Here is a 26286-nt window from a genome sequence, read left to right on the forward strand (position 1 = left end):
CATGGGCGCAAGCATTCTCACCGCGAAGAACCTCAGCAAAGTGGTTCCCAGCGCGGAAGGTGAACTGACTATCCTGCACGAACTCAGCCTGGAACTGAACAAGGGCGACAGCCTGGCCATCGTCGGCGCATCCGGTTCGGGCAAATCCACCCTCCTCGGCCTGCTCGCCGGCCTCGACCTGCCGAGCAGTGGCGAAGTCATCCTCGCCGGGCAAGGCTTGAGCAATCTTGATGAAGACCAGCGTGCACGCATTCGTGCCGAGCATGTCGGTTTCGTCTTTCAATCGTTTCAACTGTTAGACAGCCTCAATGCGCTGGAAAACGTCATGCTGCCGCTGGAACTTGATGGCCGCAAAGACGCCCGCGAGCGGGCGACCGAACTGCTCCAGCGTGTCGGTCTTGGCCAGCGCCTGACGCACTCGCCGCGCCAACTCTCCGGTGGTGAGCAACAACGTGTGGCCATTGCCCGCGCCTTCGCTGCCGAGCCGGACGTGCTGTTCGCCGACGAACCCACCGGCAACCTCGACAGCCACACCGGTGAGCGCATCAGCGACTTGCTCTTCGAATTGAACAAGGAACGCGGCACCACCCTGGTGCTGGTGACCCACGACGAACGCCTGGCCCATCGCTGCCGGCGCCTGATCCGACTTGAAGCCGGGCTGTTGGTCGCCCCTCTGGAGCCTTGATGGCACGTTTGCCGCTGTTGCGTCTGTTCAGCCTCGCCATTCGCCAACTGCTGCGCGACGCCCGCGCCGGGGAATTGCGGGTGTTGTTCTTCGCATTGGTCGTGGCGGTGGCGGCGAGCACCGCCATCGGCTATTTTGGCGCCCGCCTCAACGGCGCGATGATGCTGCGCGCCACCGAATTTCTCGGTGCCGATCTGGTGCTGGAGGGCAGTTCGCCGGCTCGCGAGGAGCAGATCCGAAGCGGCACCGAGCTGCGCCTGAATCATGCGCAAGTGGTGGAGTTCTCCAGCGTCATCGCCACGGACAACGGCATTCAGTTGTCGAGTATCAAAGCCGTCGACCGCGCCTATCCGTTGCGCGGTGAACTGAAGAGTGCGCCCGCCCCATTCGCTGCCGAAGAATCCGGCGGCGAACCGCAACCCGGCGAAGCCTGGGTCGAAGCACGCCTGCTCACCGCACTGGATCTGAAGATCGGCGACAGCATCGATGTCGGCATGAAGACACTGAAACTGACCCGCGTGCTGACCTACGAACCGGATCGCGCCGGCAACTTCTACAGCCTCACGCCACGGGTGATGATCAACCTCGATGACCTCGCCGCCACCGGTGTCGTGCAACCCGGCAGCCGCGTGAGCTACCGCGAACTGTGGCGCGGTGAACCGCAGGCGCTGGAAACCTATCGGCAATTGATCAAACCCGGACTCGCGGCGAACCAGCGGATTCAGGATGCCCGCGATGGCAACCGGCAGATTGGCGGGGCGCTGGGCAAGGCCGAGCGTTATCTGAACATGGCCAGTCTGGTCGCCGTGCTGCTGGCCGGGGTGGCGGTGGCGTTGTCGGCTAACCGTTTTGCCAGTCGCCGTTTTGATGCCAGTGCCTTGCTGCGCTGCCTTGGATTGTCGCGCCGGGAAACCATGGTGCTGTTCAGCTTGCAGTTGACCGTGCTTGGTTTGCTTGCTGCTCTTAGCGGTGCCCTGCTCGGCTGGTTGGCGCAACTGGGCCTGTTTGCGCTGCTGCATGATTTGTTGCCAAGCGACGTGCCACCGGGCGGGCTGTTTCCAGCGATCGCCGGGATCGGCACCGGGCTGGTGGCGTTGGCCGGTTTCGCCTTGCCGCCACTCGCTGCGCTAGGTCGCGTGCCGCCACTGCGCGTGCTGCGCCGCGATATGCTGCCGATTCCGTCGAGTACGTGGATGATTTACGGCGCAGCCTTGGGTGCGCTCGGCCTGATCATGTGGCGCCTGAGTCTGGATCTGCTGCTGACCTTCGCCCTGCTCGGCGGTGGCGTGGTCGCCGCGTTGCTATTGGGCGGCTTGCTGCTGTTGCTCCTGCAAAGCCTGCGGCGGATGCTCGCCCGTGCTTCGCTGCCATGGCGATTGGGCTTGGGTCAGTTGCTGCGCCATCCGTTGGCAGCGGCTGGTCAATCGCTGGCGTTCGGCTTGATTCTGTTGTCGATGGCCTTGATCGCCCTGCTGCGTGGCGAACTGCTCGATACCTGGCAAAACCAGCTACCGAAAAACGCGCCGAACTACTTCGCCCTGAACATTCTTCCGGCAGATAAACAAGCGTTCACCGATCACCTGATCAAAGTGTCTGCGCAAGCCGCGCCACTGTATCCGGTAGTGCCGGGGCGCCTGATCAGCATCAACGACGAAGCCGTGCAGCAGATCGTCAGCAAAGATTCGGCCGGTGACCGCGCTGTGCAGCGTGACTTGAGCCTGACCTGGGCGGCGGATTTGCCTGCGGGCAACAAGCTCACTGCCGGCGAATGGTGGAAAGATCAGCCGACCGACGATGTTCCCGGGGTCTCGGTGGAAGGCAAAGTCGCCGAAAGCCTCAAGCTCAAACTCGGCGATCACATGGTGTTCAGCGTCGGCGGCGTCAACCGCGAAGCGAAAGTCACCAGCCTGCGCGAGATCAACTGGGACAACTTCCAGCCGAACTTCTTCATGATCTTCCAGCCCGGCACATTGAAGGATCTCCCCGCGACCTACTTGACCAGTTTCTATCTGGCCCCGGGTCATGATCAGCAGATCGTCGAACTGTCACGGACCTTCCCGGCGGTGACCATTCTTCAGGTCGAAGCGCTGCTGGAACAACTGCGCAGCATCCTCGCCCAAGTCACTTTGGCCGTAGAGTATGTGTTGTTGTTTGTTTTGGCGGCGGGAATGGCCGTGCTGTTTTCCGGATTGCAGGCAACGCTGGATGAGCGCATTCGCCAGGGTGCGCTGCTGCGTGCCTTGGGGGCCGAGCGCAAGTTGCTGGTCAAGGCACGACGCATCGAGTTCGGCCTGCTAGGTGCGGTCAGCGGTTTGCTCGCAGCCATCGGTTCGGAAGTGGTGAGCCTGGTGTTGTATCGCTACGCGTTCGATCTGCCGTGGCACCCGCATCCGTGGCTGTTGCTACTGCCATTGATTGGCGCGGCGCTGATTGGGGGGGCCGGCGTGTTCGGTACGCGTCGGGCGCTCAACGCAAGTCCACTGACAGTGTTGCGTGAGGGTTGATAGACTCAGGCGGTCTTAACCACAAGAAGTTGCCATGAGCCGTTATCGCCCTCCCCGCACCGCCGGCACCGCGCTGATCACCCCTGAAGGTGAAGCGCGGATGCGTGCTGAATTCCATGAGTTGTGGCATGTGCGCCGCCCGCAGGTGACGCAATCGGTCAGCGAGGCGGCGGCGCAGGGCGATCGCTCGGAAAACGCCGAGTACACCTACGGCAAGAAGATGCTGCGCGAGATCGACAGTCGCGTGCGCTTTCTCACCAAACGTCTGGAAGCGTTGAAAGTCGTCAGTGAAAAGCCCAGTGATCCGAACAAGGTCTACTTCGGCGCCTGGGTGACCATCGAAGACGAAGACGGCAAGCAATCGCGCTACCGCATCGTCGGCCCGGATGAACTTGACCTGAAACTGGGCCTGATCAGCATCGACTCGCCATTGGCCCGCGCCTTGATCGGCAAGGCGCTGGATGCCGAAGTGCGAGTGCAGACGCCAACCGGCGAGCAATTCGTCTATATCGTGGCGATCGAATACCTTTAAGGCGTATCAGCGGCGAGTGATCAGGCCCTGTCGTGCAACGCGGGTCAGTTGCTTGATCATCTCCGGCGCATCTTGCGCACACGGTGCCTGAATCACCGCCAGATCAAAACTGTCACTGGCAAACCGCGCCAGCGACTCGCCGTCTTCAACGAACTGGATCAGGAACGCGGCAGGACCGCCGCTGCGACGTGGCCAGCCATCGAGATAACGCAACAGCGTCGGCTGATGTTTGCCGCCAAGGAGAATTTTCGGGTTGCGCTGCGTGATATGAGCCGTGATCGGCGCGGGACGTGCTGGAGGGCGTAGTGCATTCATCGTGTCGTGTCTCTGCCTCAAAAGTCTGCATGGCAGGTGAGAGGCAACACCGAACCAGCGCTTTAGCGGTATTTCGAAGCCTTGTTCCGGCTTCTGACGGCAACTGTTGAAGGTCACCTGGCGCCCCGCAAGTAGCTGTTTAAATCGGCGCATGGGCAACATCCTAGAGAACGTCACCGATCAGTGTCAAGAATCAGCCGCAACAAAAAAAGGCCCGCACAATGCGGGCCTTTTCCTTGAGCCAGAGCGTTTAACCGGCGATGGCGCGGTCCACCGAGAGCTTGCCGGCGCCTTCGATCAGGACGGCGAGGCTGCCACCGAGCAGGGCCAGGGCGAACTCGTAACCGTTGTTGGCCATAAACAGACCGTTGCTGATGTGTACGGTGAAGATCGCCACCAGCGACAGGAAGGTCAGACCCAATGCTGCCGGACGTACCAGCAGACCGATGATCAAGGCCAGGCCCGCGAAGAACTCAGTACCGCCCGCCAGCGTCGCCATCACGTAGCCCGGGTGCAGACCGAGGCTGTCCATGTACTGCGCGGTGCCCGCCAGACCATACCCACCGAACAGGCCGAAGAGTTTTTGCGAGCCGTGAGCGGCGAAGATCACGCCGACAGCAATGCGCAGAATGGTCAGACCGTAGCCGGCGCGGGTGAACAGTACTTTGTTGATCAGAGAGTTCATGGGGCATTCCTTGTTTTTGCGAGAAGTTATGTGTGTTGGTTGGCCGCTATATTAATCAGTAAATTTCATGTTAAAAGCGCAAATATTCCGCCATAACAATCAGTTTATTAGATCATTTCCGTGAGACGACTTTTTGCGCCCCGGGCTCCAACGACTCCCGCTCCCGGTCGAACGCCAAGTAATACTTGTTCACGCTATTAACATAGCTGACCGGCCCCATTCCTACCTGCTCCATGGCGATGCGCTCGACCTGAAAGAACCACTGATTAGGGTTCAACCCGCGCCGCCGGGCCTCAGCGCGCATGCCCTGCACGCGCTCGGGGCCGATGTTGTAGGCCGCCAGCGTGAAGGCCATGCGCTCGCGCTCATTGAGCTTGGGACTGTTGAAGAACTTGCGGCGGATCATCGCCAGGTACTTGGCACCGGCCTGCACATTCGCATCGAGATTCTGAATGTTATTCACGCCGACCCGTTGCGCGGCGGACGGGGTGATCTGCATCAGCCCGGTCGGGCCGCTGCCGCTGCGGGCATTGGGTTGCAGCGCCGATTCCTTGAACGCCAGCGCGGCCAGATTCAACCAATCCATGTTCTGCGCGTCAGCATGCTTTTGCAGGGTCGGGCGCAGTTTTTCCAGACGCTGGCGGTCGGCCTTGGCCAATGGATAGTGGACTTGATAGAGCCGGCGATAAATGCGCAGAAACGCGGCATCTTCATTGGAGGGCTTTTTGTAACCGCCGAGAAAGCGATCGATGCTCGCGCGCAGCATCGAAGCATCGCGGCGCACGAACCAGTATTCCTCGCCCGGCTCGCTGATCATCAGTTGCCGGTCAAAACGCAGCTTCGGCAGGATCTTGCCCCAACGCTCGGCAATAGGTTGCTCGACGATGGTCAGGTGGAAAATCCCGCCCTGAACCATCTCCAACACATCTTCAACCGCCAGGGTCGGATCGACCCATTCGATCTTGATCGGCGCCAGTTTGTGCAACGCCAGTTTCTGGTTGAGCTGACTGACCGCCTCCCCCGCCGCACTCCCCGTTGGCAAAGCCAGGGTTTTGCCGGAGAGCTGTTCGACCTTGGTGTAGCGTCGCTCGCCCTTGATCCCGACCAACACCAGCGGCACGTTGCTGGCGATCGGTTCGCTGCTGGCAACAGCAAAGCCCGGTTGCAGTTCAAGCAATTCACCCGGCGCGACCAGATCGCCCTCGCCCCGCTGCAAGGCGCCGAGCAGTTGATCCTTGGCTTTGGGAATGATTTTGAGAGTGATCTCCTGACCATCGCGGGCATGGCCGTTGAGGTATTGCTCGAAGGCGCGCAGACGATGGTATTCGACGCCGATGGCCTGACCCTGGACTTCGCCGGAGCTGTTGCGGCTCTGATTGACCAGCACACGCAACACGCGGCTGCTGCGAATCTCGGACAGGTCACGCACCTTGGCCGCTGGCACGGCTTGCAGCGGCCCGGGCAGGCGCGCGACCGCCGTCATCGGCAGCAGCAGCGATCCACACAACAGGAGCAAAACCGAGGGACGAACCATCCACTCTCCGGAAAGAATACGGGGCGATTTCATCTTTAAAAGGTCGAAATCACCGACGAAAACAGAGCGCCATGAGCGCTGGCAACGTGCGAGAGACTGGCACAGTAATGGCACTTCTACCAAACCGGTCTGCGTCGCGGCATCAACAGACAGCTATAAGTCGTTGTAGTTCTTGGCTTTTCTTATGAATCTACAGCTCTGGTATGCTTTCCGGCCTTCGGCCCGAGGTAGCAACCATGCAACTCATCGATATCGGCGTCAACCTGACCAACCCCAGTTTCGCCGACAAACACCAGGCCGTGCTCGACCGTGCCTATGCGGCCGGGGTCTGCCAACTGGTGCTGACCGGCACCAGCGTCGAAGGCAGCGAACAGGCTTTAGCGCTGTGCCAACAGCTGGATGACAGCGGTCAACGGCTGTTCGCCACCGCCGGTATTCACCCGCATTCGGCCAGTGACTGGAACGCTGACAGCGCCCGTCGTTTGCGCAGTCTGTTGCAAGAAAAAAACGTCGTCGCCGTGGGTGAATGCGGGCTGGATTTCAACCGTGATTTCTCGCCACGCCCGCAGCAGGAAAAAGTCCTCGAAGAGCATTTGGCGTTGGCCGTCGAACTGCAATTACCGGTGTTCCTGCACGAGCGCGATGCCAGCCAGCGGCTGTTGGAAATCCTCAAAGTCTTCCGCGATCAACTGCCCGCCGCTGTGGTGCATTGCTTCACCGGCGAGCAAAAGGCGTTGTTCAGCTACCTTGATCTGGATCTGCACATCGGTATCACTGGCTGGATCTGCGACGAGCGCCGCGGCACGCACTTGCATCCGCTGGTGAAAGAGATCAAACGCGGGCGCTTGATGCTGGAAAGCGACGCGCCGTATCTGCTGCCGCGCACGCTGCGACCGAAACCGAAGAACGGGCGCAATGAGCCGGCGTATCTGACTGAAGTGCTGCGTGAAGTGGCGTTGCATCGCGGCGAAACCGAGGAAGATCTGGCGGCGCACACCACCGCGTGTGCCCGCGCGTTCTACAACCTTCCGACATTGGCGTAAGCCGCAAAAGATCGCAGCCTTCGACAGCTCCTACAGGGTGTAAGCCATCCCAATGCAGGAGCTGCCGAAGGCTGCGATCTTGTGATCTCTTGACCCACATCAAATCGGGCCTTCTGCATAGCGGCACAATACTGGCACCTTGCCAAAACTGTTTCCGCTATCAGAGAAGACCTCCATGGGTGCCTGGCTTAGCAATATCTCGTTGAAATACAAATTCTGGGCGGTCAATGCAGTCGCCTTCGTCACCACCCTGTTGCTGGTACTGTACGCCGTGCAGCTCGAACAGCAGGCGCGCAGTCAGGCGTCTCAGGCCTCGGCGCAAGCCCAGGCGCAATTGCTCAAGGCCTGGCCGGTCGGGCAGCCATTGCCCAAAGCCGATCAGGTGCTGACCTTCAAACGCGGCGAAGCGCCTCGCCTGAATGATCAACCACTGCTGGAAATCACCGACAACAACGGCTGGAACGAAATCAATCACCTGCCGCTGTTCGGCGACAACCCGTTGCTGGGCGCCGAAGTGTTCAGCCGCGCCGATGGCCAGCAAGTCGCAGTGATTGCCTTTGGCCCGAGCCTGACCCAGGTGTTCAGCGAACGTTTTGCCAACTATGCGGTGGCCGTGTTCATTCTGATGTTCGCCATGCTGTGCGCCTCGCAGTTGCTGATCCGCTTCCTGCTCAGCCAGCTCAACACGCTGAAGGACGTGATGCTTCACGTGGAGAAAAGCGGCGATCTCTCGGCCCGAGTGCCGCTGGCCGGCAAAGACGAAGTCGGGCAGATGGCCAATGCGTTTAACGCGATGCAGGCCGGTTACCAGCGCGTTGTGACGACCGTCGCCAACACCGCACGGCAACTGGATGTGGGCGCGGCGCGACTGGCATCGAGCATGAACGAAGTGCGCCACGGCATGCTCGGTCAGCAGAGCGAAACCGATCAGGCCGCCACCGCGATCAACGAAATGACCGCCACGGTTTATCACATCGCCCAGCACGCCGGCGCCACCCGCGACTTGTCGCAGACCGCCGATGGCCTCGCCGGCAGCGGTCAGCAAGTGGTTGCCCGGGTGCAGCACTCGATTGCCGGGCTGTCCAGCGGTGTGCAGCAGACGGCCGAGATGATTCAACGGCTGGCCGAGGACAGTCAGAAGATCAACGGTGTGGTCAGCGTTATTCACAGCATTGCCGAGCAGACCAATCTGCTCGCCCTGAACGCCGCCATCGAGGCCGCCCGCGCCGGTGAAATGGGCCGGGGATTTGCCGTGGTCGCCGATGAAGTACGTAATCTGGCCAAACGCGTGCAGACCTCGACCGACGAGATCACCACGATGGTTTCGGCGTTGCAGGCCGGCACCCGCGACGCAGTGGATTTCATGCAAGAGAGTTCGTACAAAGCCGACGATTGCGTGCAGCAGGCGCAAGAGGCCGGCGCGGCGCTGGCGGAAATCACCGGCGCGGTGGCGCAGATGCGTGAGAGCAACACGCAGATTGCCGTGGCGGCGGAGCAGCAAAGCCAGGTCGCCGAGGAGATGAATCGGGCGGTGGTGAGCATTCGCGATGTGACCGAGAACACTGTGCAGCAAACCGTGGATTCGGCGACCACCAGTAATGAGTTGGCGACGTTGGCCGGGGAATTGAGCAGGGCAATCGGGCAGTTGAAGCTCTGAAGATCAAAAGATCGCAGCCTTCGGCAGCTCCTACAGGTGTACGCATTTCAATGTAGGAGCTGCCGAAGGCTGCGATCTTTTTTGTCCATCATTACTATGATGCCAATAGCCAACCTTGATTCGCCGCCCTTCTTGCCCCGGCCTATTCTTCAAGCATGTGTTCAACATGGATCGAGGAGTAGTCAACATGGGCAAACGTCACCCCAATCTTCCCGCATGGCAATGGCGCGCGTACCCGGGTAATCATCAGCATCCGACCAATCTGGTGCTGCACCTGATTGCCGTGCCGTTGTTTATCGTCGCGTTTCTGCTGATCGTATCCGGGGTGTTCAGCCTGAGTCTGGCCAGCGTCGCCATCGGCGTGATCGGTATCGTTGCGGCGCTGGGTTTGCAGCGCCACGGCCACAGCCTGGAAGCGCAAGCCTCCGAGCCGTTCAGTGATCGTAAAGATGCCGTGTCGCGCTTACTGGTCGAGCAGTTCCTGACCTTTCCGCGGTTTTTTCTCAGTGGCGGCTGGTGGCGTGCCTGGCGTGAGCGCCACCGCCGGCATTGAGTCAGGCGAAGATCGTGACCGTCTGGCGACTCATCGCAATCAGTTCACCTTCAGCGCTCCACAATTTGGCGGCCACATGGCCGTAGCCGTCGGCGGCGTACTCGATATCGGCGAGGTACTGGCACCAGTCCAGCGTGCTCAAATCGTGTAGCGGCTGCACGAATTCGATGGTCCAGGTCAGCGTGCTGCCGGGTGCGGGCTTCTTCAGGTACGGCAACAGCGCGGGCGGCCACGCGTCCACCAGGGCCAGCAGATGCGCCTCATTGACCGGTTCTTCTTTGACATCGCCACGCAACCGCACCCAGCCACCCATCAGCCGCGATTGATTGCCAGTGAACGGCATGCCGCCGACGCTCCAGCGCATTGCCAGATGACGCATGAACTCCGGGGTCACGCCTTTGATATAGGGCAACTCCTGGCATTCGTCCCAGTGTTTCATTGACGGCGCCGGATACGCTTCGACTGCCACTTCCGAAGGCCGCGATGCACCGAAGCTGCCCTGAACGATCGTCACCACCTGGCCGTTCTGCATTGCCCGGCCCATGACCTGACTGACGGCTTTGCCTTCGCGCAGCATCTCCACCTCAAAGCTCACCGGGACTTCAGGCTCGACCGGGCCGACAAAGGTGATCGCCAGCGAACGCACCGGGCGATCCGCCGGCACTTTCGCGCGCATGGCTTCGTATTGCAGCGCCGCCACCAGACCACCGAAACTGGCACGGCCCTGGCCCCATTCGGCAGGAATCGTCAGTTCCGGTTGGCGGCGGACCGCATCGAGCAGATCGCTAAAGCGCATGGCAACCTCAGAAAGCGAGAAAGGAATGCAGGGATCTTAACCAGACCTGCAGAGCGCCGCAGCGTCTATTCCGGTCAAATAGGCTGACAGAAAGGCCTTACCGTATTTCAAATTCAGACACAAAACCCTGTAGGAGCTGCCGAAGGCTGCGATCTTTTGATTTTGATTTTTAACAACAACATCAAAAGATCGCAGCCTTCGGCAGCTCCTACAGGGAATGTCGCGAGGCTCAGGTTATTTGAAGCAGGCAGTACTGAGTTTTTCCAGCACGCGATCAGCCTTGCTTTCAGCGTTGATCATGGTCGCCTGCCACGTCGCAACACAGGGTTGAAGATCCGCCTCCAGCTCAGCCTTCGCCAGCCACTGCCAGCAATCGTGCCAGTCACCCAACGCGCCTTGGGCGGACTTGAGACGCGCCAGCGCCGCCTCGGGCAAGCGGTCCAGCTCAGGATAGGCTTCGATACCGTAGCGCACGCGTTTGATCAGCAAACGCAAGCGATGACGGTCGTGAGCGGGATCATGCAGCGCCTCGTCCAATTTCTGCCATTGCTTGCCCAAGCGTTTCTCGATGCGTTTGTCCAAGCCCTTGAGCAAGCCCTGACGCTGTGAGGCGCGCAGGAACCGCGGAAAAGCGTCGAGAATCATCAACAGCGAAGCCACCTCGGCACTCGCCGCCAGCGCCGGATAAGCTTCGGCCATCTGCGCCATGCGGCGTTGCGCGGCTTCAGGCTGATCATGCTCGAGCAGGTACGCTGCAAGCACTTCGCGATCGCGCCATGGCGTGGTCAATTGGCCGACCGCCGAAGCAGCATCTTCCAGTTGTTCGACACCCGGCAAACCGCGCAATGGCCGCAACAGGCTGCGCAAGCGCCGCACCGTGGTACGCAGATCATGCAGCGCCTCGGGGTCGGTGCGTGCAATCAGCCGTGCCTGACAGGCTAACAAACGCACTTCCAGACTCAGGACATGAGCCACCAACCGGTCAACCATGGGTTTACTCCGTAAACAGTTAGAAGCTGCAAGCTGCAAGCTACAAGTTGTGTGAGCGCCTACTACTTGTAGCTTGTGGCTGAAATCTTGCCGCTGCTTTTATCGGCCGGCGCGGGATTCGCGAATGTAGAAACGCGCCTTTTCGGCTTTCTTGCTGCAGCCTTCGAAACCCTCGAATTGCTGCTGGGTCTTGGCCGCAGTCAGCAGCGACAACGCTTTGGAGTAGCTGACGGTGCCGGCAAAGCCTTCGGCCTTGGCCAGATCCAGCTCATGCCAGGCCGCGTCGAGCTGGCTGCCGCAGCTGTCGCGGTAAGCGGTTTTACCGGCGCAACCGGCCAATGCCAACGCAATCAACGGCACACAGATCCAGGCTTTCATCAATCACACCTCAAATAGGTCAACAGTCGTGCAAGTAAGACGGCCTGGCTGCGAAAAAGTGCCTTGCCGGCCGGTGAAACCACGCAACTGAGAAGGATAGCGCTGAAGGGTCATGCGCTATCGAAAAAACGACGTCACCGGCGCACTCAACGACCACGGCGATTGAGCCGGCCCGGCGATGGGTGCATTGTGGAGCCTTGTCGGGAGGACGCTGGATGAAAAAACGTGTCGCGCTGGTACTGGGCTCCGGTGGCGCCCGGGGCTATGCCCATATCGGGGTCATTGAAGAGATCGAGAAACGCGGTTACGAAATCGCCTGCATTGCCGGCTGTTCGATGGGCGCGGTGGTCGGCGGGATCTACGCCGCCGGCAAGCTCGACGTTTACAAGAACTGGATCGAAAGTCTCGATTATCTGGATGTGCTGCGCCTTGTCGACGTGAGTTTCCGCCTCGGCGCGATTCGCGGCGAAAAGGTCTTCGGTCAGATCCGCAAGATCGTCGGCGAGATCAACATTGAGGACTTGCGTATTCCCTATACCGCCGTCGCCGCGGACCTCACCAATCAACAGGAAATCTGGTTTCAGGAAGGCTGCCTGCATCAGGCCATGCGCGCCTCGGCGGCAATTCCCAGCCTGTTCACCCCGGTGATGCAAGGCAATCGCATGCTGGTCGACGGCGGCATTCTCAACCCGTTGCCGATCGTACCGGTGGTGTCGAGCCACTGTGATCTGATCATCGCGGTCAATCTCAACTCGACCAACCAGCGTCACTACAAATTGCCGGTGATTCAGCGCCCCGCCGCGTTCCGCTCGCGCTTCGACAGCCTGATCAGTTCGCTGGGGTCGAAGATGCCGTTCCGCCGCACACAGGCCGAGCAACTGTTGCGGCTCGAGCAGGAAGCGCTGCGCGCCGAAGCGGCGGACGTCAATCCCTGGCTCGAAGGCGCCGAGCCGGAGAGCCAGCAACCGGCGGCCGCGCCTGAGCGTGAAGGCGCGCCGAAATCGGCGACCGGATCGTTCATCATCGATAATGTCGGGCCGGCATCGCTGCTGGATTTGATCAACCAGAGTTTCGAGGTGATGCAGACCTCGCTGGCGCAGTACAAGATCGCCGGATATCCGCCGGATATCCTGATCAACGTACCGAAGCGGGTGTGCCGGTTTTTCGAGTTCTACAAGGCGCCGGAGTTGATCGCGCTGGGGCGCGAGATTGCGCGGGATACGCTGGATCGGTATGACAGTGAGCAGAACAGAGAGCCCTGAAGCTCTGCGTTGCCTCAAGGCCGCTTTCGCGAGCAGGCTCGCTCCCACATTTGGACTGCATTCCCCTGTAGGAGCTAGCCTGCTCGCGAAGGCGCCAGATCAGCCAATAAAAAACTAAAGACTGTTCTCGCTCAGCAGCCGATATCCAACCCCCGCTTCTGTCACGATAAACCGCGGTCGCGTCGGATCATCCGCCAGTTTCTGCCGCAAATGCCCCACCACAATCCGCAGATAGTGGCTGTCTTCGGTGTGCGTCGGCCCCCAGATATCCTTGAGCAATTGCTGCTGGGTAATCACCCGCCCCGGATGCCGCGCCAATTGCGCCAGCACCGCATATTCCTTGCGGGTCAGCGCCACTTCGACACCGTCGAGCAACACCCGCCGATAAGCCAGGTCGACGGTCAACGGGCCGAAGCTCAGTGCCGCCTGCTGCGCCTCTCCCGCCGGTGCCTGACGCAACAAGGCGCGGACCCGCGCGAGAAATTCCTGAATGCCGAACGGCTTGGTCACGTAGTCATTGGCGCCGCCATCCAGCGCCTGGACTTTCTGCCCTTCGCTGGCGCGCACCGACAACACCAGCACCGGCGCCGTGGCCCACTCGCGAAACTCGCGCAGCACTTGCTGGCCATCCATGTCCGGCAAGCCGAGGTCGAGCACCAGCAAGTCCGGTTTGTTCAGCGCCGCCTGCGCCAGGCCTTCGGCACCGGTGCCGGCCTCAAGCACTTTGTAGCCTTGGGAAGCGAGGCTGATGCGCAGGAACTTGCGGATCTGCGGTTCGTCGTCGATGACCAAAATGGTCGCGGTCTGGCTCATGAATTCACATCAACACAAAAGAGTGGCAAGAGAGTAGCGCAGTCGCGATCAGGCTTCATTGTCCATCCCCGGTTGCGCCTGCAACGGCAAGTGCAAGGTGATGCAGGTGCCGCGTCCGTCGATGCCGTCGGCGACACTGATGCGACCACCGTGCGCGCCGACCATGCCCTGACAGATTGCCAGGCCGAGGCCGGTGCCCTGCCCACCGCGATCACCTCGGGCGGCGGTATAGAACATGTCGAAAATCTTCGCCCGTTCATCCTCGGGAATCCCCGGCCCCTCGTCGCTGACCGAGAAGAAAATCTCGTCGTCATTCGCGCCAGCGCTGAGTTGCAAACGACCGTGAACGGGTGAGAAACGCGCTGCGTTTTCCATCACATTGACCAATGCCTGCTCGATCAACGCGGCATGCACGAACAGCAGCGGCAACTCACCCGGCACATCGGTGCTGACCTGCAACGGCGCGAGCACCGCGCGCAGGCGATTGAGCGAGCTGCCGACGATATCGGCAGGCGACACCCAGTCCCGCGCCAGTTTCAGCGCGCCGTGGCCGAGGCGTGTCATGTCGAGCAGGTTCTGAATGTAGCGGTCGAGGCGTTCGGCTTCATCACGGGTGCCTTCGAGCAGTTCACGACGATCCTCCAGCGGGATCGCTTCGCCGAGGGCCAACAGGCTGTCGATGCTGCCGCGCATGGCGGTCAGCGGCGTGCGCAAATCGTGGGACACGGAGGCCAGCAAGGCACTGCGCAGCTGTTCGGTTTCACCGTGCAGGCGCGCGGCTTCGAGGTCATCGGCCAATTGCGCGCGGGCCAGCGCTTGCGCCAACGGCTGACTCAACGCGGTGAGCAAACGACGGCGCTGGCCACTCAAGGTCTGGCCCTCTTTAGCGCAGACCCCGAGCAGCGCCAGCGGCCCATCCTCGACCGACAGCGGCCACCACCACCAACGCCCGAACGGCAACGTGCCGGTGCCCATGCCCGCCGGTTGATCGTGTTGCCAGGCCCAATCGGCCGCCGCCCGTTCGGCCTCGGTGAATTGCAGCGGCCCGCCGGTCTCGACTTTCCAGCTGCCCTGGCCGTCGCGATTGAGCAGGCACAGTTGCAGATCGCTCCAGCCATTGAGATGCTGCGCGGCGGCGCTGACCACGGCCTGGCGGTCGGTGGCGGCGGTGAGTTTGCGCGACAGGTCGAGCAGTTCGCTGGTCTCTTCCTGGGTGTCGCGCAAGGCCTGCAATTGCCGACGCTGACGCGCCGCAAGATTGCCGGTAAGCGCCGCCATCAGCAGGAAAAACAACAAGGTCAGCACGTCTTCTTCGCGCTGAATGCTGAAGGAAAAATTCGGCGGAATGAACAGAAAATCGTAGGTCAGAAACGACAGCGCCGCACAGGCCAGCGCCGGGCCGAGACTGCTGCGCACCGCCACCAGCAACACCGCAGCGAGGAACACCAGCGAGATGTTCGGCAGCGGCAACACACTCGACACCGCCCACGCCAGGGCACTGGCCAACACCGTGGCGACCAGCGCCAGCGCATAGTCGAACCACACCAGTGTCAACGCGTTGCGCGGGCGTGGTTGATGCTGCTCCTGATCACTGTCGAGGACGTTGATTTCCAGACCATGAGCCTGACGCAACAAGCGTGCAGCCAAGCCACCACCGAACAAGCGACGACGCAGACGCGGTCGCGATTGGCCGACCAGCACCAGACTCGCGCGGCGTTCAGCGGCATGCTGGATCAGGGTTTTCGCCACTTCGCCGGCACGCAGTAAAACCACCTCGCCGCCCAGGCGTTCGGCCAGTTGCTGAGCACTTTGCAGGCGCAATCGCGATTGCTCATCGCGTACGGTGCCGTTGTCGACGTGCACCAGACTCCACGGCAGATGCCGGCGCTGGGCGACGCGACTGGCGTGGCGCACCAGGCGTTCGGCCTGTTGGTCGCCATCGACGCCGACCAGCAATCGCCCGCGCACTGCCGGGGCGGCCTGACCGAGCTGGCGATAGCCTTGGGCGAGATCGTTATCGACCTGCGCGGCAGCGGTTTGCATCGCCAGTTCGCGCAATGCGGTGAGGTTGGTCTGGGTGAAAAACGCATCGATCGCCGCGCGCGCCTGCTCCGGCACGTAGACCTTGCCTTCGCGCAGGCGCTCAAGCAATTCGCGCGGCGGCAGGTCGATCAGCAGCAGTTCGTAGGCTTCTTGCAGCACCCAGTCCGGCAGGGTTTCGCGCACTTGCACGCCGGTGATGCCGCGCACCTGATCGTTGAGGCTTTCCAGGTGCTGGACGTTGACCGTGGTGAATACGTCAATGCCGGCGGCGAGCAGTTCCTGAATGTCTTGCCAGCGTTTCGCGTGACGACTGCCGGGCGCATTGCTGTGGGCCAGTTCATCGACCAGCACCAACTTCGGCTTGGCGGCGAGAATGCCGTCGAGGTCCATTTCTTCGAGCATCACACCACGGTATTCCGAGCGCACCAGCGGTTGCTGCGGCAAGCCGCCGAGCAGCGCTTCGGTTTCGGCGCGGCCGTGGGTTTCAACGACGCCGGCGAGGACTTTCACGCCCTGGCGCAATTGCGTGTGGGCAGCCTGCAGCATGGCGTACGTCTTGCCGACACCAGGGGCGGCGCCGAGAAAAACCTTCAGGCGGCCACGGCCGTCACGGGGCAGGTTTGCTAACAGCGCGTCGGCGCGGCCGGAGTCGCTCATGCTTGATGCTCTCTCTCTTCCTGATTGATCGTTCCCACGCTCTGCGTGGGAATCCAGCCCGGGACGCTCTGCGTCCCACTAAAGCAGACGCGGAGCGTCTATTGATGCATGCCCACGCAGAGCGTGGGAACGAGCATCTACTAGAGTTTTTCCAGCGCCATGTTCAGCGCCAGCACATTCACCACCGGTGGTCCCACCAGCGGCTGTTCGATGTGCGCATCGAGCAGTTGCTGCACTGTCGACACCGGCAGATTTCGCGCGTGCGCGACACGCGCCAGTTGATAGGCAATCGCTGCCGGTGGCAAGTGTGGATCAAGGCCGCTGCCGGAGGTGGTCAGCAAGGCCAATGGCACCGGGCCTTGCCCCGGAACCTGCAGTTTGTTGGCATCGTCGATCACCCGCGTGGCGAGTGCCGGATTGCTCGGCGCCAGGTTGCTCGCGCTGCTGGAAACCGTAGCAAACGCACCGGCCGATGGCCGTGGATGGAACCACGCATCGCCGACAAAATCCTGCGCAATCAGTGACGAGCCACGGACTTTGCCGTCGGCATCGTGCACCAGGCTGCCGTTGGCTTGAGCGGGAAATGCGACTTGCGCAACGCCGGTTACCACCAGTGGATAGGCGACGCCGGTGACCAGAGTCATCAGCACCAGCAGGCTGAGGGCGGGACGTATCATTGTGGACATTTCAAAATCCTCGAATTCGTTGGGCAAACTTTTGCGGTGTGTCAGGGGGATCTCTTCCCCCTCACCCCAGCCCTCTCCCCCAAGGGGGCGAGGGGGAAAGGGAGCCGATCTTTGTGCAGTTCAAAACCTGAGTTCGGCTCGGTATTTCAAGTCGGTATAGCTCTGACAAACACTTCAATCAGTCCCCTCTCCCTTAAGAACGCGTGGGAAAGGGAGCCTATTTCTGCGCTGTTCAAAACCTGAGTTCGGCTCGGTATTTCAAGTCGGTATAGCTCTGGCAAACACCTCAATCAGTCCCCTCTCCCCCCGGGAGAGGGTTAGGGTGAGGGGCGCTTTTCAGGCTCACACCAGATGCAGTGCCGTGAGCAGCATGTCGATCGCCTTGATCCCCACGAACGGCACCAGAATCCCGCCCAAGCCATAGATCAACAGATTGCGTCGCAACAGCGCCGCCGCACTCGCCGCCTGCACGCGCACACCGCGCAGCGCCAGTGGAATCAGCACGACGATGATCAAGGCGTTGAAGACGATTGCCGAGAGGATCGCGCTCTGCGGGCTGGTCAATTGCATGATGTTCAGCACACCAAGCTGCGGGTAGATCGAGGCAAACAGCGCCGGCAAAATCGCGAAGTATTTGGCCACGTCGTTGGCGATGGAAAAGGTCGTCAGCGCTCCGCGAGTCACCAGCAATTCCTTGCCGATCTGCACCACGTCGAGCAGCTTGGTCGGGTCACTGTCGAGGTCGACCATGTTCGCCGCTTCGCGGGCTGCCTGGGTGCCGTCGTTCATCGCCATGCCGACGTCAGCCTGGGCCAGCGCCGGGGCATCGTTGGCGCCGTCGCCGCACATCGCGACCAGACGACCGTCGTTTTGCTCATGACGAATGCGCGCGAGTTTTTTCTCCGGGGTGGCCTCGGCGAGAACGTCATCGACACCCGCTTCAGCGGCGATGGCGGCGGCGGTCAGCGGGTTATCACCGGTGACCATCACGGTACGAATACCGAGTTTGCGCAACTCGGCAAAACGCTCGCGGATGCCCGGTTTGACCACGTCCTTGAGATGAATCGCGCCGAGCAATTTGCCGTCGGCACAGACCAGCAGCGGGGTGCCGCCGCTCTGCGCAATCTTGTCAATTTCCCGCGACAGCGCCGGGGCCAGATCCGCGCGTTTTTGCCCAAGGAAACTCAGCAGCGAGTCGACCGCACCCTTGCGGTACACGCGGCCCTGGTAATCGACGCCGGACAAACGGGTTTCAGCGCTGAACGGCACGGCGGTCAAGGTTTCCAGCGCCGGCTCAGGCTGCGGGTGCAGACCACGCAGGTATTCGACGATGGATTTACCTTCAGCGGTTTCATCGGCCAGCGATGCGAACAGCGCACCTTCGGCCAGCTCACGCCCGGTCACACCCGGCGCGGCATACACCGCACTGCAGCGACGGTTGCCGAAAGTGATGGTGCCGGTCTTGTCTAGCAACAGCACATGCACGTCACCCGCTGCTTCCACCGCGCGACCAGACTTGGCGATCACGTTGAGGCGCACCAGACGATCCATCCCGGCGATACCGATGGCCGATAGCAAACCGCCAATGGTGGTCGGAATCAGCGTGACCAGCAGCGCCACCAGAAACACCAGTGGCAGGCTGCCGTTGGCGAAATGGGCGAACGGCTGCAGGGTCACGACTACCAACAGGAAGATCAGGGTCAGGCCGATCAGCAGGATGTCCAGCGCCACTTCGTTGGGCGTTTTCTGGCGTTTTGCGCCTTCGACCAGCGCGATCATGCGGTCCAGAGTCGACTCACCGGGGTTGACGGTAATCTTCACCAGCAACCAGTCAGACACCAGTCGCGTGTTGCCGGTGACAGCCGAGCGGTCGCCGCCGGACTCACGAATCACGGGGGCCGATTCGCCGGTGATCGCCGCTTCGTTGACCGCCGCGATGCCTTCGATCACTTCGCCGTCACCGGGGATCATCTCCCCGGCCTCGACGCGCACCACATCACCTTTGCGCAGGCTCGCCGCCGGCACCACCTGAAAGCTGCCATTGGCCTGTTTGCGGCGGGCGCTGAGGCCTTCGCTGCCAGCCTTGAGACTGTCGGCGCGAGCCTTGCCACGACCTTCAGCCAAGGCTTCGGCGAAGTTGGCGAACAGCACGGTAAACCACAGCCACACAGCGATTTGCGCAGCGACGAACGTCGGCACATCGGCATCGGGAATGAAGCACAACACCGTGGTGAAGATCGCCGTCAGCTCGACCACCAGCATCACCGGCGAACGCTTCAGTTGCCGAGGGTCGAGCTTGACGAACGCTTGCACAAGCGCCGGCCGCCACAGGGCCGAGATCGCGGTTTTCGCTTGTTCCGGTGCTTTCACGGCAACGGGTTTGATTGCGGGCATATTCATCATCCAGCTCCTAAAATGAAAGGCTTAGAAGCCCATGCTCAGGTGTTCGGCTATCGGGCCGAGCGCCAGAGTCGGCAAGAAGGTCAGGCCGCCCACCAGCAAAATGGTCACGGTCAACAGGGTCACGAACAGCGGGCCATGAGTCGGGAAACTGTTCTGGCCGATCGGTGCGGTTTTCTTCATCGCCAGGCTGCCAGCCAGTGCCAGCACCGGCAGGATGTAACCGAAGCGACCGATCAACATGCCCAGACCGAGCATCAGGTTGTGGAATGGTGTGTTGGCGCTCAGGCCACCAAACGCCGAACCGTTGTTGGCACTGGCCGAGGTGTAGGCGTACAGCAACTGGCTGAAACCGTGCGGGCCGGGGTTGCTGATGGTCGCCGCAGGGCCGGGCAGCACAGCGGCAATCGCACCGAGCACCAACACGCCAACCGGCATGACCAGCAGGGTCACGACCAGCAATTGCACTTCGCGCGCCTGGAGTTTCTTGCCGAGGTATTCCGGGGTTCTCCCGATCATCAGACCGGCGAGGAACACCGCGATCAGCACGTTGAGCAACATGCCGTAGAGCCCCGCGCCGACGCCACCGAAGATCACTTCGCCGACCATCATGTTGACCAGCGCGACCATGCCGCTGAGCGGGTTGAGGCTGTCGTGCATGGCGTTGACCGAACCGTTCGAGGCGGCCGTGGTGGTCACCGACCACAGCACCGTAGCCGTGGTGCCGAAGCGTGCTTCCTTGCCTTCCAGCGGCGCAGTCTGTTCCACGGCTGCGTTGTTCAAGGTCGGGTTCGGCTGATACTCGGCCCACAGCGAGGTCGCGCCGCCGATCAGGAACAGCGCCAGCATGCAGGCGATGATCGCGCGGCTCTGGCGCAGGTCCTTGACGTAGTGGCCGAAGGTGAACACCAGCGCCACCGGGATCAGAATGATCGAAGCGACTTCGAACAAGTTGCTCCACGCGGTCGGGTTCTCGAACGGATGCGCCGAGTTGACGCCGAAGAAGCCGCCACCGTTGGTGCCCAGTTGTTTGATTGCAATCTGGCTGGCGGCCGGGCCGAGCGGGATCACTTGATCAACACCCTGCATCGTCACCGCATTCACATACTGCGCGAAGGTCTGTGGCACGCCCTGCCAGACCAGATACAACGCCAGCAGCAAGCACAACGGCAACAGGCCGTAGAGGGTGGCGCGGGTCATGTCGACCCAGAAGTTGCCGAGGGTTTTCGTCGATTTGCGACCGATGCCACGGCACAGCGCAACCAGCACGGCGAGGCCGGTGGCGGCGCTGACGAAGTTCTGCACGGTGAGGCCGACCATCTGGCTCAGGTAGCTGAGGGTCGCTTCGCCACTGTAGGACTGCCAGTTGGTGTTGGTCATGAAACTGACCGCGGTATTGAAAGCCTGCGTCCACTCCTGGCCCGGCAGATTTTGCGGGTTCAGTGGCAAGTGATCCTGAAACAACAGGATCGCGAACAGCAGCAGGAAACCGGCAAGGTTGAACGCCAGCAATGCCAGCGTGTACTTCTGCCAGCTCTGCTCAGCCTGCGGATCGACCCCGGCGATGCGATAGCAACCGCGCTCGACCGGGCCGAGAACCGGCGTCAGCCAGGTACGCTGACCTTCCATCACCTTGTAGTAGAAGCGCCCGAGCAGCGGCGCCGGCAGCAAGACCACCGCAAAAAACGCGAGGATCAGCCAATAGTCATAACTGTGCATAGCCGCTCCTAGTTCCGATCCGCGCGCAACAGCGCAACCAACAGATAAATGAACAGCCCCACTGCCAACAGCAGTGACACCCCGTCCAGAACGCTCATGGAAGATCTCCGTGTTACGGCGTATTGCCGCGTGTGGAGGCATTGTCGGAAAGGAGGCTGTAAAGGAACGAGAGCGAGGGGTGCTGCGGGGCATAAAGAAAGCGTAAAGAGTGGGTTTATGCGTTCGTTACAGGTGATTTTTGCGCCGTATGGGCGGGCCTGCTCGCGAAGACGGCATAACCGACAACATCGCACCCAACTGGCACACAGAAATGCGCTCGTTAGGTAGCGAACATCCTCGATACGACAGCTTTCAGCGCATTACGACCTGATTTCCCGAAATGGCACGCCCACTGCACACAGCCTCCCCGAGCTTTCCAAACCTTCAGGGAGCAAACGCATGAACACACAACTCAAACCCACGCTGGGCACGTTGCACCTGTGGGGCATTGCGGTAGGGCTGGTGATTTCCGGAGAGTACTTCGGCTGGAGTTATGGCTGGGGCGTGGCCGGAACACTGGGCTTTCTGGTGACGTCGTTCATGGTCGCGACCATGTACACCTGCTTCATTTTCAGCTTCACCGAACTGACCACGGCGATTCCTCACGCGGGCGGGCCGTTCGCTTACAGTCGCCGCGCCTTCGGTGAAAAAGGTGGATTGATTGCCGGGCTGGCAACACTGATCGAATTCGTTTTCGCGCCGCCGGCTATCGCGTTGGCCATCGGTGCTTACCTGAATGTGCAATTCCCCGCACTTGATCCGAAACACGCGGCGGTCGGCGCCTACATCGTGTTCATGGGGTTGAACATCCTCGGTGTGAAACTGGCGGCTACCTTCGAGTTGATTGTCTGTGTACTGGCCGTCGCCGAGTTGCTGGTGTTCATGGGCGTTGTCGCCCCGGCCTTCAGCTTCAGCAACTTCGCCCTCAATGGCTGGGCGGGTTCAGATGTGTTCGGGGCACCGGCGATTGCCGGGATGTTCGCGGCGATTCCGTTTGCCATCTGGTTCTTCCTCGCCATCGAAGGCGCGGCCATGGCTGCCGAAGAAGCCAAGGATCCAAAACGCACGATTCCCAAAGCCTACATCAGCGGCATCCTGACCCTGGTGTTGCTGGCGATGGGCGTGATGTTCTTTGCCGGCGGCGTTGGCGACTGGCGCACTCTGGCCAACATCAACGACCCACTGCCGCAGGCGATGAAAACCGTGGTGGGCGACAACTCTGGCTGGTTGCACATGCTGGTGTGGATCGGCCTGTTCGGACTGGTCGCCAGTTTCCATGGAATCATCCTCGGCTATTCACGTCAGTTCTTCGCTCTGGCCCGCGCCGGCTATCTTCCAGCCTCGCTGGCAAAACTCTCACGCTTCCAGACACCACACCGCGCGATCATTGTCGGCGGCATCATCGGCATTGCCGCGATTTACAGCGACGGTCTGATCAACCTCGGCGGCATGACCCTGACTGCGGCAATGATCACCATGGCGGTGTTCGGCGCGATCGTGATGTACATCATGAGCATGCTCAGCCTGTTCAAACTGCGTAAATCGGAGCCGAATCTGGAACGTACTTTCCGTGCGCCGTGCTATCCGTTGATTCCGCTGATTGCACTGGTACTGGCAGTGGTGTGCCTGGTGGCGATGGCATGGTTTAACGCGTTGATCGGGCTGATCTTCCTCGGCTTCATGGCGGTCGGTTTCGGCTACTTCCTGCTCACCGGGCAACTGCGCGCCAACGCACCGGCCGATGCGATGCTGACGGGCCAATAACCCCATCATGCAGGAGCTGCCGAAGGCTGCGATCTTTTGATCTTGTTTTTGAAAAAGCCAAGTCAACAGATCGCAGCCTTCGGCAACTCCTACAGGGAATTAAGGTGTGGCGGGGATATCGGGCCTAGAATGGAACCACTGCGAAGTCACTTCGCTCAAACGTGGTATGCAGCGTCGCACGGCGAAAACCTCGCCCGTCGCCCTGCCATTAAGGAGAGCCGTTATGCCCTGGTATGCCTGGTTGATTCTGGTGATTGCAATCGGCTCGATCGTCGGCGGATTAATGATGTTGCGCGACACCGCCAACAAGGTCGATCTGACCGATGAAGAACGTCGACGCGTTGCTCAACGCAATGCCGAAGCGGACGCCAAAGACGCGCAAGACCGTTGAACACAACCCCGCCTGATCGGCGGGGTTTGTGCTTTTTATAGCCATTGGACCTATCTGCACGCTTTTAAGAAGTAGAAGTACAGTCACCATCTAATTTTCCTTGGTTAAGATGGAGACATTGTTGCGGAGAGTTCCAGATGCGTTACTCGCAGGACCATAAAGCCCAGACCCATCAGCGCATTATCAAGGAGGCCTCGGCACGCTTTCGCAAAGACGGAATCGGCGCTACAGGCCTGCAACCCTTGATGAAAGCACTGGGCTTGACCCATGGCGGTTTCTACTCACATTTCAAGTCCAAGGACGAGTTGGTGGAGAAGGCCTTGCAGGAGGCCGGTGACCAGGTCGACGGCTTATGTGCAGACATTTTTTCACAGGACAATCCGCTCGATGTTTTCATCGAAACGTATCTGTCCGAATGGCACCAAACCACGCCGCATGAAGGCTGCCCTCTACCGACCATTTCCTCCGAACTGGGCCTGCGCGGGCAACCGAGTCCAACCAGCGACGTGGTACTCAACGCACGCCTTGATCAGATCCAGAACAGCCTCGAAGGCGAACACCGCGCTGAGCGCGCCATCGTCATCATGTCGACACTGGTCGGCGCGCTGCTGCTGTCACGCAGCGTCGCGGATGCCGAACTTGCGCAACGCATCCTCGATGTCACCCGCGATCACCTCAAAAACCGGGACTAAGCCTGCCAGCGCTTGAACAACACGCTGGCATTGACCCCGCCGAACCCGAAACCGTTGGACAGCGCATATTCGATCGACATTGCCCGCGCCTGACCATGGACAATGTCTACACCGGCGGCCGCCGGATCCGGATTGTCGAAATTGAGCGTCGGTGGTACCACCTGATCACGAATCGCCAGCAGCGTGAAAATCGCCTCGAGTCCGCCCGCAGCCCCGAGCAAATGCCCCGTGGCGGACTTGGTCGAGGTCACGGCAATTTTATTCTGTGTACCGAACAACGCTTTGATCGCCGCTAACTCGCCGAGGTCGCCCACCGGGGTCGAGGTCGCGTGGGCATTAAGGTGCTGCACCTGATCCGGCGCGATACTCGCCTGCGCCAGTGCCAGCGTCATCGCCCGTCGCGCACCACTGCCGTCTTCAGGCCCGGCGGTCAGATGATAGGCGTCGGCACTCGTGCCATATCCGACCAGTTCCGCCAACGGCTTCGCGCCACGCGCCAAGGCATGTTCCAGAGACTCGATCACCAACAGCCCCGCGCCCTCGCCCATGACGAAACCGTCGCGACCGCTGTCGAACGGCCGGGACGCGCGCTGTGGGGTGTCGTTGTAACCGCTCGATAGCGCCCGCGCTGCCGCGAAACCGGCCAGACTGACGCGGTCGATGCAGGCTTCCGCGCCGCCACATACCGCAATATCCGCTTCGCCGGCGCGGATCAGGCGCGCCGCATCGCCAATCGCCTGAACACCCGCAGCGCAAGCTGTAACCGGTGCGCCCAACGGGCCCTTGAGGCCATGCTGAATGGACACGTGCCCTGCCGCGAGATTGACCAGAAAGGAGGGAATGGTGAACGGCGACAGGCGCCGCGGGCCACGACTGTCCGTTGTGCGCACGGCATCGGCAATCGCACCAAAACCACCGACGCCGGAGCCGATGATCGTTGCTGTACGCTCCTGGCTTCTGCTCTCCGACGGATGCCAGCCAGCCTGTTCCAATGCCTGCCGGGCAGCCTCCATGGCGAACAGAATGAAACGGTCCATTTTCTTCTGTTCCTTGGGTGGCGTGGCGCGATCCGGATCAAATCCTGCTTCAGCGTCCTCTTCCAGCGTTGGCACCGCGCCGCCGACTCGCGTGGGCAAATCAGCGACCGTTGCTTCAGGCAAGTTACGCAAACCAGAACGCCCGGCCAGCAAGCGCTGCCATACGACTTCGACATCGCTGCCCAAGGGAGAAACCAGGCCCATGCCCGTAACGACTATTCGACGCGAATCCATACCGTGGTGACCTCTGATCAATTCAATTGCCGGACTTGTAGCGTTGGGCTGCAGCACTGCGGGAAAGGTTCGGTGCCATGACATGACGAGCCGCTACAAAGGCATGCCATTCGCCTGCGTCAGGCAGCGAAGGAATGGTGATCAACTCGCCCTGATCCAGACCGGCCAGCGCCGCATCGACCATCTCGCCGGCTTCCATGACCATTTCTGCCGGAATGCCACTGGCATCGATACCGGAGCGTTCCCAGATTTCGGTACGGGTCACACCCGGCAACACCGCCTGGATTTGCACACCGGTGCCTTCTAGTTCAGTGTTCAGCGATTGGGTCAGGCTCAGTACGTAAGCTTTGCTGGCGCTGTAGGTGGCGTTGAAACGCTCCGGAAACAACGCCACCACTGAGGCAATGTTGATGATCGTGCCACGACCTGCCTTGGTGAAACTGGCAGCCGCCGCCGATGCCAGGCGAGTGACGGCAGTGATGTTCAACTGGATCAGTTGCTCCAATTGGTCCATATCGGCGTTGGCCAGCAGCCCGTTCGAAGCCACACCGGCGTTATTGACCAGCAGGCTGATGTTCGAATCGCTGCGCAGGCGCTGCTCGAGTTTGAGTACGTCGTCCTTCTGAGTTAGATCTGCCTTGAGAACTTCAACCTGAACGCCATGGGCATCACGCAACTGGCTCGCAGCAGTTTCCAGACGATCCTTGTCACGGGCGACTAGCAGCAAATCAAAACCACGCGCCGCCAGGCGCTGAGCGTAAATCGCACCGATACCGGACGATGCGCCGGTAACCAAAGCAGTACCTTGGGATTGTGCGGAATTCATGTGAATGCTCCTGGAATGCTTGATGAAGGAAGTTACCGATGAGGCCCGTTG

General features: G+C 60.9%; 24 protein-coding genes. 10 read left to right on the forward strand and 14 right to left on the reverse strand.

Annotated features, from left to right (window positions below; all coding sequences use genetic code 11):
* Window position 1 precedes the first annotated feature (1 nt).
* The 3 genes from P3G59_RS20405 to greB are packed head-to-tail and all read left to right on the forward strand — an operon-like array spanning window position 2 to window position 3721.
* Window positions 2–685, forward strand: coding sequence for an ABC transporter ATP-binding protein (locus P3G59_RS20405; protein WP_007908572.1), 684 nt, complete (start codon window positions 2–4; stop codon window positions 683–685).
* Complete coding sequence (locus tag P3G59_RS20410) at window positions 685–3189, forward strand: ABC transporter permease (protein WP_277758724.1); 2505 nt, start codon at window positions 685–687, stop codon at window positions 3187–3189. The genes P3G59_RS20405 and P3G59_RS20410 overlap by 1 nt, the downstream gene beginning before the upstream one ends.
* A gap of 34 nt (window positions 3190–3223) precedes the next feature.
* Window positions 3224–3721, forward strand: a complete 498-nt coding sequence (greB, locus tag P3G59_RS20415) for a transcription elongation factor GreB (protein ID WP_008079921.1) — start codon at window positions 3224–3226, stop codon at window positions 3719–3721.
* A 6-nt stretch (window positions 3722–3727) separates the two neighbouring features.
* On the opposite strand, the gene P3G59_RS20420 is transcribed toward greB, so the two are convergent.
* The 3 genes from P3G59_RS20420 to P3G59_RS20430 form a co-directional block, all read right to left on the reverse strand.
* The gene (locus tag P3G59_RS20420) at window positions 3728–4036 is read right to left on the reverse strand and encodes a hypothetical protein (protein WP_103304724.1); all 309 of its coding nucleotides are present in this window, start codon (window positions 4034–4036) and stop codon (window positions 3728–3730) included.
* A gap of 250 nt (window positions 4037–4286) precedes the next feature.
* The gene (locus P3G59_RS20425) at window positions 4287–4721 is read right to left on the reverse strand and encodes a DoxX family protein (protein WP_277758725.1); all 435 of its coding nucleotides are present in this window, start codon (window positions 4719–4721) and stop codon (window positions 4287–4289) included.
* Window positions 4722–4833: 112 nt separating this feature from the next.
* Complete coding sequence (locus tag P3G59_RS20430; protein ID WP_277758726.1) at window positions 4834–6255, reverse strand: transglycosylase SLT domain-containing protein; 1422 nt, start codon at window positions 6253–6255, stop codon at window positions 4834–4836.
* A 236-nt stretch (window positions 6256–6491) separates the two neighbouring features.
* Between P3G59_RS20430 and P3G59_RS20435 the strand changes: the two genes are divergently transcribed.
* The 3 genes from P3G59_RS20435 to P3G59_RS20445 all read left to right on the forward strand — a co-directional run bounded on the left by P3G59_RS20435 (window position 6492) and on the right by P3G59_RS20445 (window position 9508).
* Window positions 6492–7298: a TatD family hydrolase gene (locus tag P3G59_RS20435; RefSeq protein ID WP_277758727.1), complete on the forward strand. Its 807-nt coding sequence runs from the start codon at window positions 6492–6494 to the stop codon at window positions 7296–7298.
* 175 nt (window positions 7299–7473) lie between these two features.
* Window positions 7474–8955, forward strand: coding sequence for a methyl-accepting chemotaxis protein (locus tag P3G59_RS20440; RefSeq protein WP_277758728.1), 1482 nt, complete (start codon window positions 7474–7476; stop codon window positions 8953–8955).
* Between the two features lie 187 nt (window positions 8956–9142).
* Window positions 9143–9508 (forward strand): Mpo1-like protein, encoded by a 366-nt coding sequence (locus tag P3G59_RS20445; RefSeq protein WP_007908547.1) that lies wholly within the window; start codon window positions 9143–9145, stop codon window positions 9506–9508.
* 1 nt (window position 9509) lies between these two features.
* Here the strand turns inward: P3G59_RS20445 and P3G59_RS20450 are convergent, their stop codons facing one another.
* The 3 genes from P3G59_RS20450 to P3G59_RS20460 all read right to left on the reverse strand — a co-directional run bounded on the left by P3G59_RS20450 (window position 9510) and on the right by P3G59_RS20460 (window position 11672).
* Entirely contained in the window at window positions 9510–10304 is a 795-nt protein-coding gene (locus tag P3G59_RS20450; protein ID WP_277758729.1) for a thioesterase family protein, read from the reverse strand.
* A gap of 234 nt (window positions 10305–10538) precedes the next feature.
* On the reverse strand, window positions 10539–11294 hold the full coding sequence (locus P3G59_RS20455; RefSeq protein ID WP_277758730.1) for a CHAD domain-containing protein: 756 nt from the start codon (window positions 11292–11294) through the stop codon (window positions 10539–10541).
* 99 nt (window positions 11295–11393) lie between these two features.
* Window positions 11394–11672, reverse strand: a complete 279-nt coding sequence (locus tag P3G59_RS20460) for a hypothetical protein (protein ID WP_041069470.1) — start codon at window positions 11670–11672, stop codon at window positions 11394–11396.
* A 215-nt stretch (window positions 11673–11887) separates the two neighbouring features.
* Here P3G59_RS20460 and P3G59_RS20465 point away from each other — a divergent pair, with 215 nt between their 5' ends.
* On the forward strand, window positions 11888–12934 hold the full coding sequence (locus P3G59_RS20465) for a patatin-like phospholipase family protein (protein WP_277758731.1): 1047 nt from the start codon (window positions 11888–11890) through the stop codon (window positions 12932–12934).
* A 114-nt stretch (window positions 12935–13048) separates the two neighbouring features.
* Here P3G59_RS20465 and P3G59_RS20470 read toward each other — a convergent pair whose 3' ends face one another.
* The 6 genes from P3G59_RS20470 to kdpF form a co-directional block, all read right to left on the reverse strand.
* Window positions 13049–13747 (reverse strand): response regulator, encoded by a 699-nt coding sequence (locus P3G59_RS20470; RefSeq protein WP_110720402.1) that lies wholly within the window; start codon window positions 13745–13747, stop codon window positions 13049–13051.
* Between the two features lie 48 nt (window positions 13748–13795).
* Window positions 13796–16447 (reverse strand): sensor histidine kinase KdpD, encoded by a 2652-nt coding sequence (locus P3G59_RS20475; RefSeq protein WP_277758733.1) that lies wholly within the window; start codon window positions 16445–16447, stop codon window positions 13796–13798.
* 140 nt (window positions 16448–16587) lie between these two features.
* The gene (gene kdpC, locus P3G59_RS20480) at window positions 16588–17133 is read right to left on the reverse strand and encodes a potassium-transporting ATPase subunit KdpC (protein WP_277758734.1); all 546 of its coding nucleotides are present in this window, start codon (window positions 17131–17133) and stop codon (window positions 16588–16590) included.
* Between the two features lie 342 nt (window positions 17134–17475).
* Complete coding sequence (kdpB, locus tag P3G59_RS20485) at window positions 17476–19533, reverse strand: potassium-transporting ATPase subunit KdpB (RefSeq protein ID WP_277758735.1); 2058 nt, start codon at window positions 19531–19533, stop codon at window positions 17476–17478.
* Between the two features lie 24 nt (window positions 19534–19557).
* Window positions 19558–21252 (reverse strand): potassium-transporting ATPase subunit KdpA, encoded by a 1695-nt coding sequence (gene kdpA, locus P3G59_RS20490; protein ID WP_277758736.1) that lies wholly within the window; start codon window positions 21250–21252, stop codon window positions 19558–19560.
* Between the two features lie 8 nt (window positions 21253–21260).
* The gene (kdpF, locus tag P3G59_RS20495; RefSeq protein WP_007899818.1) at window positions 21261–21350 is read right to left on the reverse strand and encodes a K(+)-transporting ATPase subunit F; all 90 of its coding nucleotides are present in this window, start codon (window positions 21348–21350) and stop codon (window positions 21261–21263) included.
* Between the two features lie 340 nt (window positions 21351–21690).
* Here kdpF and eat point away from each other — a divergent pair, with 340 nt between their 5' ends.
* From eat to P3G59_RS20510, 3 genes are all read left to right on the forward strand, one after another.
* Window positions 21691–23055 (forward strand): ethanolamine permease, encoded by a 1365-nt coding sequence (gene eat / locus P3G59_RS20500; protein ID WP_277758737.1) that lies wholly within the window; start codon window positions 21691–21693, stop codon window positions 23053–23055.
* Between the two features lie 223 nt (window positions 23056–23278).
* Complete coding sequence (locus P3G59_RS20505) at window positions 23279–23446, forward strand: DUF2897 family protein (protein ID WP_123453071.1); 168 nt, start codon at window positions 23279–23281, stop codon at window positions 23444–23446.
* A 137-nt stretch (window positions 23447–23583) separates the two neighbouring features.
* Window positions 23584–24138, forward strand: coding sequence for a TetR/AcrR family transcriptional regulator (locus P3G59_RS20510; RefSeq protein WP_277758738.1), 555 nt, complete (start codon window positions 23584–23586; stop codon window positions 24136–24138).
* On the opposite strand, the gene fabF is transcribed toward P3G59_RS20510, so the two are convergent.
* Together fabF and P3G59_RS20520 are read right to left on the reverse strand one after the other, a co-directional pair.
* A complete protein-coding gene (fabF, locus tag P3G59_RS20515; protein WP_277758739.1) occupies window positions 24135–25409 on the reverse strand; it encodes a beta-ketoacyl-ACP synthase II in 1275 nt (424 codons plus the stop codon). The genes P3G59_RS20510 and fabF overlap by 4 nt on opposite strands.
* Window positions 25410–25431: 22 nt before the next feature.
* Complete coding sequence (locus P3G59_RS20520; RefSeq protein WP_277758740.1) at window positions 25432–26235, reverse strand: SDR family oxidoreductase; 804 nt, start codon at window positions 26233–26235, stop codon at window positions 25432–25434.
* Between the last annotated feature and the right edge of the window lie 51 nt (window positions 26236–26286).

The sequence above is a fragment of the Pseudomonas sp. A34-9 genome, assembly GCF_029543085.1.
In the GTDB taxonomy this organism is placed as follows: Bacteria; Pseudomonadota; Gammaproteobacteria; order Pseudomonadales; family Pseudomonadaceae; genus Aquipseudomonas.

Coding starts and splice junctions, on each gene's coding strand:
- P3G59_RS20405 (WP_007908572.1), top strand. CDS start 2: ATGGGCGCAAGCATTCTCACCGCGAAGAACCTCAGCAAAGTGGTTCCC.
- P3G59_RS20410 (WP_277758724.1), top strand. CDS start 685: ATGGCACGTTTGCCGCTGTTGCGTCTGTTCAGCCTCGCCATTCGCCAA.
- greB (WP_008079921.1), top strand. CDS start 3,224: ATGAGCCGTTATCGCCCTCCCCGCACCGCCGGCACCGCGCTGATCACC.
- P3G59_RS20420 (WP_103304724.1), bottom strand. CDS start 4,036: ATGAATGCACTACGCCCTCCAGCACGTCCCGCGCCGATCACGGCTCAT.
- P3G59_RS20425 (WP_277758725.1), bottom strand. CDS start 4,721: ATGAACTCTCTGATCAACAAAGTACTGTTCACCCGCGCCGGCTACGGT.
- P3G59_RS20430 (WP_277758726.1), bottom strand. CDS start 6,255: ATGGTTCGTCCCTCGGTTTTGCTCCTGTTGTGTGGATCGCTGCTGCTG.
- P3G59_RS20435 (WP_277758727.1), top strand. CDS start 6,492: ATGCAACTCATCGATATCGGCGTCAACCTGACCAACCCCAGTTTCGCC.
- P3G59_RS20440 (WP_277758728.1), top strand. CDS start 7,474: ATGGGTGCCTGGCTTAGCAATATCTCGTTGAAATACAAATTCTGGGCG.
- P3G59_RS20445 (WP_007908547.1), top strand. CDS start 9,143: ATGGGCAAACGTCACCCCAATCTTCCCGCATGGCAATGGCGCGCGTAC.
- P3G59_RS20450 (WP_277758729.1), bottom strand. CDS start 10,304: ATGCGCTTTAGCGATCTGCTCGATGCGGTCCGCCGCCAACCGGAACTG.
- P3G59_RS20455 (WP_277758730.1), bottom strand. CDS start 11,294: ATGGTTGACCGGTTGGTGGCTCATGTCCTGAGTCTGGAAGTGCGTTTG.
- P3G59_RS20460 (WP_041069470.1), bottom strand. CDS start 11,672: ATGAAAGCCTGGATCTGTGTGCCGTTGATTGCGTTGGCATTGGCCGGT.
- P3G59_RS20465 (WP_277758731.1), top strand. CDS start 11,888: ATGAAAAAACGTGTCGCGCTGGTACTGGGCTCCGGTGGCGCCCGGGGC.
- P3G59_RS20470 (WP_110720402.1), bottom strand. CDS start 13,747: ATGAGCCAGACCGCGACCATTTTGGTCATCGACGACGAACCGCAGATC.
- P3G59_RS20475 (WP_277758733.1), bottom strand. CDS start 16,447: ATGAGCGACTCCGGCCGCGCCGACGCGCTGTTAGCAAACCTGCCCCGT.
- kdpC (WP_277758734.1), bottom strand. CDS start 17,133: ATGTCCACAATGATACGTCCCGCCCTCAGCCTGCTGGTGCTGATGACT.
- kdpB (WP_277758735.1), bottom strand. CDS start 19,533: ATGAATATGCCCGCAATCAAACCCGTTGCCGTGAAAGCACCGGAACAA.
- kdpA (WP_277758736.1), bottom strand. CDS start 21,252: ATGCACAGTTATGACTATTGGCTGATCCTCGCGTTTTTTGCGGTGGTC.
- kdpF (WP_007899818.1), bottom strand. CDS start 21,350: ATGAGCGTTCTGGACGGGGTGTCACTGCTGTTGGCAGTGGGGCTGTTC.
- eat (WP_277758737.1), top strand. CDS start 21,691: ATGAACACACAACTCAAACCCACGCTGGGCACGTTGCACCTGTGGGGC.
- P3G59_RS20505 (WP_123453071.1), top strand. CDS start 23,279: ATGCCCTGGTATGCCTGGTTGATTCTGGTGATTGCAATCGGCTCGATC.
- P3G59_RS20510 (WP_277758738.1), top strand. CDS start 23,584: ATGCGTTACTCGCAGGACCATAAAGCCCAGACCCATCAGCGCATTATC.
- fabF (WP_277758739.1), bottom strand. CDS start 25,409: ATGGATTCGCGTCGAATAGTCGTTACGGGCATGGGCCTGGTTTCTCCC.
- P3G59_RS20520 (WP_277758740.1), bottom strand. CDS start 26,235: ATGAATTCCGCACAATCCCAAGGTACTGCTTTGGTTACCGGCGCATCG.